Origin of the sequence: Polaromonas sp. (assembly GCF_031411155.1) — a bacterium.
GTDB lineage: Bacteria > Pseudomonadota > Gammaproteobacteria > Burkholderiales > Burkholderiaceae_C > Polaromonas.
In genome coordinates this window covers 1-9,559 of the sequence record NZ_JANOAL010000256.1, presented here as the reverse complement: position 1 = coordinate 9,559, position 9,559 = coordinate 1, and the positions used below count along the sequence as shown (strand labels likewise).

The window sequence follows — 9,559 nt, the reverse complement described above, 5'->3', positions numbered from 1 at the left end:
GCCGGCCGGATGGCGGCGATCTCGGTGTCCATCTTGCCGTCGACCTGGCAGAAATAGGCGTCGCAGCCGGTACACAGGACGCACTTGCCCTCCCCGCCCCGGCTGTCGATGGCGCGCGGGATTGGGGTGATCCTGGCGCCGCTGGCGGCCAGCCGCTTGGCGAGCGTCGCGACCAGGGGCTCGTAAGGCGGCGGCGGATAGGGAAAGGGGTGGGCGCGCGGTGGCTCGGTCGCGTCATTGTCCGGCGCGCCATGCACCCGATAGAGGGCCTCGGCCTGTTCATAGTAGGGCTCGAGCTCGGCATAGTAGTTCGTGCCGATCTCGAGGATGCCTTTGCCGTCGACGACCGTGAACTGGATCGGCGCCCGCTCCACCGACACGACCTCGCCGATGAGCTTGGCCAGATCGGCGACCGGCCCGCCGGCCTGGCCGGTGTAGACCTTCAGCAGCGCCTCTTCCTGTGCCTTGGAGGCCTGGTCGTCGACAAAGATCGCGGCCCTCCAGTTGCCTTCCAGGATATTGCCGGGCACATGGGCCACGGCCGCGACGGTGTTGCCGCCCACGTCGACGCCATCGACCGTTCCCTTGTCTATGCGCCACGCGATGATGGTGTCGCAGGTGCCGTTGTCCGGGTCCTCGCCAATCCAGCAGGGGCACAGGACGTTGCAGTTGCAAACCTCAAGCAGGCGACCTTCCAGGTGATAGCTCATACGAACCTCCGTTGAAGAAGCCACACGAACACGGACTTGTCGCCGCGGCTCAAGGCGGCAAGGGAGACAAAATTCTACGCTGTGTAGTGAACCAAATCAAGTTCGATGACGGCCAGGCAAACCGTCACGCGAGGTCCTTGAGTCGTTCAACCTGGGTGTCGAAAGGGCACTTCGACGTCGGCAATGAGCGACACCATCCAAAGACGGCTTGTAACCGGTGTGAGCCTTCGGCGAATGGCCGCTGAGGATAGGAACTTGACCGTCGCGAACGCCCCCAGTTAACCAAGAACGGGCAGAATCGGTATGGACCGATGCTATCGACGCCTCACACCTTCAGTGACTTCAACAGGTTCTCGGCCGTGGCCGGCGCATCCAGCCGCACCACTCCCGGCCGCGCTGCCGCCACAGCATCCTTCAGCGCTTCCAGCACACTGATCGCCAGCATCAGCGGCGGCTCGCCGACGGCCTTGCTGCCGAACACGTTGTCTTCGCGATTCGGCTCGGGCCAGAGGGCTACCTTGAAGTGTTCGGGCACGTCGCCGGTGGCCGGAATCTTGTAGGTGCTTGGCGCGTGGGTGCTGAGGTAACCCTTGTCGTTCCACACCAGCTGCTCGGTGGTCAGCCAGCCCATGCCTTGCACAAAACCGCCTTCGATCTGCCCGATGTCGATCGCCGGGTTGATGGAGGTGCCAACATCGTGCAGGATGTCGACCTTGAGCACGCGGCTCTCGCCGGTCAGCGTGTCGATGGCGACTTCGGAGCAGGCCGCGCCGTAGGAAAAGTAATAAAACGGCCGGCCCGTCAGCGTGTGCTTGTCGTAGTGGATCTTGGGCGTCTTGTAGAAGCCGTCGCTCCACAGCTGGACGCGGGCGTGGTAGGCCTTGTCGACCAGTTGCTCAAAGCTTTGCGTTCCCTTGGGCGAGTGGACCTGGCCCTGGCGAATCACCACGGCCTCGGGGGCACAGCCCTCGTGGTCAACCACATATTTCACCAGGCGCTCGCGTATCTGGCGCGCGGCAAACTGGGCGGCGCGGCCGTTGAGGTCGGTGCCGCTGGAGGCTGCAGTGGCAGAGGCATTGGGTATCTTGCTGGTGTAGCTGGCCGTGGCCAGCACGCGCTCGAAGGGCACGCCCAGTTCGTCGGCCACGATCTGCGCGACCTTGGTGTTCAGGCCCTGGCCCATCTCGGTGCCGCCGTGGTTCACCTGCACGCTGCCGTCGGTGTAGACATGGACCAGCGCGCCGGCCTGGTTGAAGAAGGTCGCGGTGAAAGAGATGCCGAACTTCACCGGCGTGATGGCGATGCCGCGCTTGATCACCGGGCTGCTCGCATTCCATGCCGAAATGGCCTCCCGCCGGCGCCGGTATTGCGCAGTCAGCTCCAGTTTTGATAGCAGCGGTTCAAGGATGTTGTCTTCCACCTTCATCTGGTAATGGGTGATGTTGCGCTCTTCCACACCGTAGAGGTTGCGCATGCGCACATCCAGCGCGTCCAGGCCCAGCTGGCGCGCGATGTCGCCCATGATGGCCTCAATGACGATCATGCCCTGCGGGCCACCGAAGCCGCGAAACGCGGTATGGCTTTGGGTGTTGGTCTTGCAGCGGTAGGACGCGATCTCGACGTCGCTCAGGAAGTAAGCGTTGTCACTGTGAAAAACAGCGCGGTCAGCCACAGGGCCGCTCAAGTCCGCGCTAAAACCGCAATTGGCCGCCAGCATGAGCTTGAGGCCGGTGATGAGGCCCGTGTCGTCGAAGCCCACCGTGTAGTCATAGGCAAACGGGTGGCGCTTGCCGGTGACCATGAAGTCGTCGTCGCGGTCCATGCGCAGCTTGACGGGCCGGCGCAGCTTGTTTGCCGCCAGCGCCGACCAGACCGCCATGTGGCCGCTTTGCGTTTCCTTGCCGCCAAAGGCGCCGCCCATGCGGCGGCATTCGACCTTGACCGCGTGGTTGGCGAGGCCCAGGGCATGCGCCACCCAGTGCTGGATTTCGCCGGGGTGCTGGGTGCTGGAATAGACCCACCACTGGTTCTGCTCCAGCGGCAGCGCATAGGCGACCTGGCCTTCCAGGTAGAAATGCTCCTGGCCGCCGACCTCGAACGAGCCGCTCAGGGTGTGGGGGGCGCTGGCCAGCGCCTGGGCCGCATCGCCGCGCTTGACGAACACCGGCGGCAGCACATAGCTTTGGGCCTTGAGCGCTTCTTGCACCGTGAGAATGGCCGGCAGGGCTTCGATGTCGAGTTTGACGAGGCGCGCGGCGCGGCGCGCCAGCATCACGCTGTCGGCCACGACCACGCCAACGACCTGGCCGATGTGCTCGACATGGGTGCTGGCGAAGATCGGCTCATCGTGCGTGAAGGTGGCGAGAATGGGGTCGCCGGGAATGTCTTTCGCCAGAATCACGTCGTGCACGCCGGCCAGCGCCAGCGCGGCGATGGCATCCACGCCCAGCAGCCGGCCATGGGCCACGGTCGAGAGGATGGGGGCGGCATACAGCGTGCCCTTGATCTCGGGCAGGTCGTCGATGTAGCTGGCGCTACCGGCGACCTGGGCCACGGCGCTTTCGTGCGCCTTGGACAGCCCGCAGGCAGGGGTGCGGGTCGTGCCGGGAGCGGTGAATATCTTGTCCGGGGCGTTCATGCAAGCTCCTTCACGTCAAAACTTTCCAGATTGATTTGCTGCAGGCCCTGGCTTTCGAGCCAGAAGCGCTGCATCAGGTTGCCGAGCACCTCGCTGCGGTAGGCGGCCGAGGCGCGCATGTCGGAGATCGGCTGGAACTCGCCGCGCAGCGTGGCGGTGGCCTGCTGCACGGTGGCCAGCGTCCAGGGCTGGCCGCGCAGGGCGGCTTCGGTCCGGACCGCGCGCACCGGCATGGCGGCCACGCCGCCTGCGCCGATAGCCACGTGGTCGACCAAGCCGTCCGCAACGCGCAGGTTGAGTACCAGGCAGACGGCGGAAATGTCGTCGTCGTAGCGCTTGGAGATCTTGTAGGCCTTGAGTTGCTCGCCGGACACGGGTCCGGGCACCTTGATCCAGGCCAGCACTTCATCCGGCGCCATCACGTTTTTGCGATAGCCGGTGTACAGCGCTTCCAGCGCCATCTCGCGGTGGCCCACCTTCCCATTTCTTTCGCTCATCAGCACCACGCTGGCGCCCAGGGCAATCAGCAGGGGCATGGAGTCGCCAATCGGCGAGCCGTTGGCCACGTTGCCGCCCAGCGTGCCCGAATTGCGCACCGGCAGGCCGGCAAAGCGGTTGGCAAAGGTCTTGAGTTGCGGCCGCTCGGCCACCAGGGCGGCGAAGGCATCGGTCAGGGGCACGGCGGCCCCGATGGCGACATGGTTGTCATAGCGCTCGATGCGGCGCAGCTCTTGGACCTGGGTCACGTCCAGCACCTGGCCGAACTGCATGTGCATCTTGGTGACCCACAGGCCCACATCGGTGCAGCCGGCCACGATTTGTGCGTCGGGGTGGGCGGCGCGGGCGGACAGAAGTGCGGCCAGATTTTGCGGCAACATGTAAGCCGAATCGGCCGCCGGCCCACGTCGTTCAGGCGCAATCTGCTTCAGTTTTTGTAGCAAATCGGTCTCGTCGAGCGGTGCGGCGGGCCAGTGCGCCATGGTCTGGGCCGCGTCCAGGATGGGCCGGTAGCCGGTGCAGCGGCACAGGTTGCCCGACAGTTCCTCGACCGCCAGCTCGCGCGTGATCGGGTTGGCCACGGCACGGTGCGCCAACGGGCCGCCCCCAGGCGCGAAGGCCCCCTCGGGGGGCAGCGCAGCACACGCAGTGACGGGCGCGGGGGCAACGGCCGCCAGCGCCGGGCCGCCCCAAGCCAGGCCAGCCCCCTCGGGGGGCAGCGCAGCACACGAAGTGGCAAGCGTGGGGGCAATATGGTTCTGATACATGCCGAACAGGCTCATCACAAAACCGGGCGTGCAAAAGCCACATTGCGAACCGTGGCAATGCACCATGGCCTCCTGGGCCGGGTGCAGCATGCCATCGTCGGCCGCCAGGTCTTCCACTGTCCACAGCGCCATGCCGTCGATGGAATGGGCCAGCCGGATGCAGCTGTTGATGGCGCGGTAGGTGAGCTTGCCGTGGGCCATTTCACCGAGCACCACGGTGCAGGCACCGCAGTCGCCTTCGCCGCAGCCTTCCTTGGTTCCGGTGCAGGACAGGTCCTCGCGCAGCACTTCCAGCAGCGTGCGCGTGGGTGGTACATTGCCCAGCGAGACAAGCTCGCCGCGACGGATGAATTGAATGGTTTTGGTTTCCATGAGTCAGAAGGTTGTTGGTGTGAAAGTCCGGCTCTTAGGGTAGGGCCGGAGACGCCTTGCCGACATAAGCATTGGTATATGACAAGAATGTAGGCTAAGGTATGAGAGATCAAGCGCTTTTCGACAAGATAGACCTCCACTTGATAAGGGTCTTGCACACCGTGTTAACCGAACGTAGCGTCTCCCGCGCCGCCATCCGCCTGGGCATGTATCAGCCCGCTGTGTCCGCAGCGCTCAAGCGCCTGCGCGATCTGGCGGGCGACCCCCTGCTGGTGCGGTCGGGCTCGGGCATGGTGCCCACCGATGCCGGGCTGCGCATGATAGAGCCCAGCGCCAGCATACTGCGCGCCGCCGAGGTGCTGTTCACCGACGCCCGCGGCTTCGAGCCGCAAACCACGCGCAACACCTTCCGCGTGGCCGCCAGCGACTACCTCGACCCGCTGTTCCTGCCGCAGCTGGTCTCGCAGATCAAGGCCCAGGCGCCGCTGTGCCACATCGAAATCCAGGCCCTGTCGGCCGATTCCGACTACCACGCGCATCTGGCGCAAGGCGATGTGGATGTGGTGATCGGCAACTGGAGCCAGCCGTCGGACGACTTGCACATGGGCCGCCTGTTCGGCGACGATGTGGTGTGCCTGGTCAGCAAGGGCCATCCGGCCGTGCGCCGCGGCTGGGACCAGCAGGCCTGGCTGGAAGCCGAGCACATCGCCCCCACGCCAACCCATCCCGGCGCCAAGGGCGTGATCGACGAACATCTGGACAGCCTGGGCCTGCGGCGCAACATCACCGCGCGCTGCCCGCACTTCGGCCTGATTCCGGGCATGGTGGCCGCCAGCCTGCTGGTGCTGACCACCGGCCGCCAGTACTGCGAACGCTATTCCGAGGACCATGGCGGGCGGCTGCCGGTGAAGATTCTGGAATGCCCGGTTGAATTTCCCAAGCTGGTGTACTACCAGCTCTGGCATGAGCGAACCCACGCGTCCAACTCAGCCAGGTGGCTGCGCGAACGTGTCAAGTCGGTTGCTGCGACGCTACGAAAAGAATAGCGCCCTATGACCATTCCTTAACGGCTGCAAGCCGATTTACTATAAATAGACGAGAGACAAAACGAGACATGAACACCCCCACTTCCCCTCACGCGCCACCGCGGCTGCAGCTGGCCGGCATCACCAAGAGCTACCCCGCCGTGGTGGCCAACAGCGACGTGTCGCTGAGCGTCGAACCCGGCGTGGCCCACGCCATCCTCGGTGAAAACGGCGCCGGCAAATCCACGCTGATGAAAATCATCTACGGCTCGGTCAAGCCCGATGCAGGCACGGTGCATTTCAACGGCCAGCCGGTCCACATCCGCAACCCGCAGGAGGCGCGGGCCCTGGGCATCAGCATGGTGTTCCAGCACTTCAGCCTGTTCGACACCCTGACCGTGGCGGAAAACGTCTGGCTCGGGCTGGAAAAGAGCCTGACCCTGTCCGAGGTCACGCAGCGCATCACGGCCAAGGCCAGTGAGTACGGCCTGGACATCGACCCGATGCGCCCGGTTCATACCCTGAGCGTGGGCGAGATGCAGCGCGTGGAAATCATCCGCGCCCTGCTGACCGACCCCAAGCTGCTGATCCTCGACGAGCCGACCTCGGTGCTGACGCCGCAGGCGGTGGAAAAGCTGTTTGTGGTGCTCAAGCAGCTGGTCGCCGAGGGCTGCAGCATTCTCTACATCAGCCACAAGCTGCATGAGATCCGCGAACTGTGCACAGCCTGCACGGTGCTGCGCGGCGGCAAGGTCACGGGGGTGTGCAACCCGCAGCAAGAAACCAATGCCTCGCTGAGCCGCCTGATGATTGGCGCCGAGCCGCCGGAGCTGGTGCACCACAAGGTCAGGACCGGCAGCACCGTGCTCAGCGTGCAGGCCCTGGATCTGCCGCGCGAAGACCAGTTCGGCGTGGACCTCGAAGGCATCACGCTGGAGGTGCGCGCCGGCGAAGTGGTGGGCATTGCCGGTGTGTCGGGCAACGGCCAGAAGGAACTGCTGTACGCGCTGTCGGGCGAAGACACGCGTGCCGCCGCGCCCATGATCCAGGTGTTTGACAGACAAGTGGGCAAGTTCGGCCCCGGCCGCCGGCGCGCGCTGGGCGTGCATTTCGTGCCCGAAGAGCGCCTCGGGCGCGGTGCCGTGCCCACGCTGGGCCTGGCGCACAACCTCATGCTCACGCGCAGGAACGCGATCGGCCAATCCCGCTGGCTGCCCGGCTGGATCAATGTCAAGGCGCTGGAAACCCAGGCGCAGGACATCATCCGGCGTTTCAACGTCAAGGCCGGCGGACCGAATTCGGCGGCCAAGTCGCTGTCGGGCGGCAACCTGCAGAAGTTCATCGTGGGCCGCGAGATCGACGCCAACCCCAAGCTGCTGATCATCTCGCAGCCGACCTGGGGCGTGGACGTGGGCGCCTCGGCGCAAATCCGCGGCGAAATCCTCAAGCTGCGCGATGCCGGCTGCGCCGTTCTGGTGGTCAGCGAGGAACTCGACGAGCTGTTTGAAATCAGCGACCGGCTGCATGTGATTGCCAAGGGGCGGCTGTCGCCCTCGATGGACCGGGCCCAGGCCACGGTCACCAAGATTGGAGAATGGATGTCCGGACTCTGGGAATCCCCCGCGGGCAGCGAGCCCGTCCTTCGACAAGCCCAGGATGATCGGGCGTCAGACAATTCGACAGGCTCAGTGCGAACCGTACTGGCATCGGGAGCGCAACATGCTTAAGCTCGAACCCCGTCCCCAAGCCTCCAGGTTCTGGAGTTACGGCTCGCCCCTGCTGGCCTTGGCTGTCACCGTCGTCATTGGTGTGATCCTGTTTGTCGCCTTGGGCAAGGACCCGGTCAAGGGCTTGCAGGTGTTCTTCTGGGAACCCATCAAGTCGCCTTATGCCGTGGGCGAGCTCATGGTCAAGGCGACGCCGCTGCTCATCATCGCGCTGGGCCTGGCCGTGTGCTTTCGCTCCAATGTGTGGAACATCGGCGCCGAAGGGCAGTTTGTGATGGGCGCGGTGGTCGCCGGCGGCGTGGCGCTGCTGGCCGACAAGAGCACCGGGCACTGGATTGTGGTGGCTATCTTGCTGGCCGGGGTGCTGGGCGGCATGGCCTGGGCCGGCCTCACGGCCTTGCTGCGCGACCGCTTCAACGCCAATGAAATCCTGGTCAGCCTGATGCTGGTCTATGTGGCCGACCTGGTGCTGAGTTTCCTGGTCTACGGCCCGTGGAAAGACCCGGCGGGCTACAACTTCCCGCAAACCAAGACCTTCGAGGCTGTCACGCAGATTCCCCGGTTGATGCAGGGCTCGCGCGTGAGCATAGGCCTGCTGATTGCCCTGCTGGGGGTGGGGGTGCTGTGGATATTCCTGTTCCGCACCCGCGCCGGTTTTGCCCAGCAGGTGGGCGGGCTGGCCCCGGCGGCGGCGCGCTATGCGGGTTTCTCGTCGCGCAAGGCCTTGTGGATTGCCCTGCTGACCTCGGGTGGCGCCGCCGGGCTGGCGGGGGCACTGGAAGTGGCCGGGCCGATCGGTCAGCTCACGCCCTATGTGCCGGCGGGTTACGGCTTTGCCGCCATCATCGTGGCTTTTGTCGGGCGCCTGCATCCCGTGGGCATGGTGTTCTCGGCCATTCTGATGAGCATGTTCTACATCGGCGGGGAACTCGCGCAGTCGCGCCTGGGCCTGCCCAAGTCGCTGACCGGCGTGTTCCAGGGCCTGCTGCTGTTCACGCTGCTGGCCTGCGACACCCTGATCGCCTACCGCATCAAAATCAAATTCAACGCATCGGGAAACCGCTCGCGGCCCAGCGGCCCGGCGCTGGCCACCCCGATGCAGCAAGGAGGCAAATAATGGAATCCTACGCATTGCTGCTGGCCGCCACGCTCAACGCGGGCACCGTGCTGGCCATCGCGGCCCTGGGGCTGCTGATCAACGAAAAATCCGGCATCGTCAACCTTGGGGCCGAGGGCATGATGCTGTGCGCGGCCGTTGCCGGCTTTGCCACCGTGGTTCACACCGGCAACGACTGGCTGGGCTTTGCCGCCGGCATGGGGGCGGGCGCCTTGCTGGCCGCCATCTTCGGCCTGCTGGTGATCTGGCTCAACACCAACCAGTACGCCACCGGACTGGCGCTGAGCCTGTTCGGCGCCGGCTTCTCGGCTTTTGCCGGCATCAAGTATGTGCAGGAAAAGCTGCCCGAGCGGCCCCATTTTTCGATTCCCGTGCTCGGCGACATCCCGCTGGTCGGCCCGGCCCTGTTCCGCCAGCACCCCATGGTGTATCTGGCGATTGCGCTGGTGTTCGGCCTGATCTGGTTCCTCTACCGCTCGCGCGCCGGCCTGGTGCTGCGTTCGGTCGGTGAGTCGCCCGAGTCGGCCCATGCGCTGGGCTATAACGTGCGCATGATCCGGCTGGCGGCGGTGGTGGCGGGGGGCGCGCTGTGCGGGCTCTCCGGCGCGTACCTGGTGGTGGTCTACACGCCGCTCTGGGTGGAGGGCATGGTGGCCGGCCGCGGCTGGATCGCGCTGGCGCTGACCACCTTCGCCACCTGGCGGC

General features: G+C 65.4%; 6 protein-coding genes and 1 pseudogene. 4 read left to right on the top strand and 3 right to left on the bottom strand.

Going from position 1 to position 9,559, the window contains the following annotated elements; genetic code table 11:
* Positions 1-284: 284 nt before the first annotated feature.
* From RMO23_RS15360 to RMO23_RS15350, 3 genes and pseudogenes are all read right to left on the bottom strand, one after another.
* Positions 285-710, bottom strand: a pseudogene (locus RMO23_RS15360) (DUF1326 domain-containing protein); the annotation flags it as partial.
* Positions 711-1,035: 325 nt separating this feature from the next.
* Positions 1,036-3,348, bottom strand: a complete 2,313-nt coding sequence (gene xdhB / locus RMO23_RS15355) for a xanthine dehydrogenase molybdopterin binding subunit (RefSeq protein WP_309683357.1) — start codon at positions 3,346-3,348, stop codon at positions 1,036-1,038.
* Positions 3,345-4,985: an FAD binding domain-containing protein gene (locus RMO23_RS15350; protein WP_309683354.1), complete on the bottom strand. Its 1,641-nt coding sequence runs from the start codon at positions 4,983-4,985 to the stop codon at positions 3,345-3,347. The genes xdhB and RMO23_RS15350 overlap by 4 nt, the downstream gene beginning before the upstream one ends.
* Positions 4,986-5,086: 101 nt before the next feature.
* On the opposite strand from RMO23_RS15350, the gene RMO23_RS15345 reads away from it, so the two are divergent.
* The 4 genes from RMO23_RS15345 to RMO23_RS15330 all read left to right on the top strand — a co-directional run.
* Positions 5,087-6,031 (top strand): LysR family transcriptional regulator, encoded by a 945-nt coding sequence (locus RMO23_RS15345; RefSeq protein ID WP_309683352.1) that lies wholly within the window; start codon positions 5,087-5,089, stop codon positions 6,029-6,031.
* Positions 6,032-6,099: 68 nt separating this feature from the next.
* Positions 6,100-7,737, top strand: coding sequence for an ABC transporter ATP-binding protein (locus RMO23_RS15340; RefSeq protein ID WP_309683349.1), 1,638 nt, complete (start codon positions 6,100-6,102; stop codon positions 7,735-7,737).
* Positions 7,730-8,854: an ABC transporter permease gene (locus RMO23_RS15335; RefSeq protein ID WP_309683347.1), complete on the top strand. Its 1,125-nt coding sequence runs from the start codon at positions 7,730-7,732 to the stop codon at positions 8,852-8,854. Before RMO23_RS15340 ends, RMO23_RS15335 begins: the two co-directional genes overlap by 8 nt.
* On the top strand, positions 8,854-9,559 hold a 706-nt coding region (locus tag RMO23_RS15330; RefSeq protein ID WP_309683345.1), incomplete at its 3' end, for an ABC transporter permease. The genes RMO23_RS15335 and RMO23_RS15330, both read left to right, overlap by 1 nt.

Coding starts and splice junctions, on each gene's coding strand:
- xdhB (WP_309683357.1), bottom strand. CDS start 3,348: ATGAACGCCCCGGACAAGATATTCACCGCTCCCGGCACGACCCGCACC.
- RMO23_RS15350 (WP_309683354.1), bottom strand. CDS start 4,985: ATGGAAACCAAAACCATTCAATTCATCCGTCGCGGCGAGCTTGTCTCG.
- RMO23_RS15345 (WP_309683352.1), top strand. CDS start 5,087: ATGAGAGATCAAGCGCTTTTCGACAAGATAGACCTCCACTTGATAAGG.
- RMO23_RS15340 (WP_309683349.1), top strand. CDS start 6,100: ATGAACACCCCCACTTCCCCTCACGCGCCACCGCGGCTGCAGCTGGCC.
- RMO23_RS15335 (WP_309683347.1), top strand. CDS start 7,730: ATGCTTAAGCTCGAACCCCGTCCCCAAGCCTCCAGGTTCTGGAGTTAC.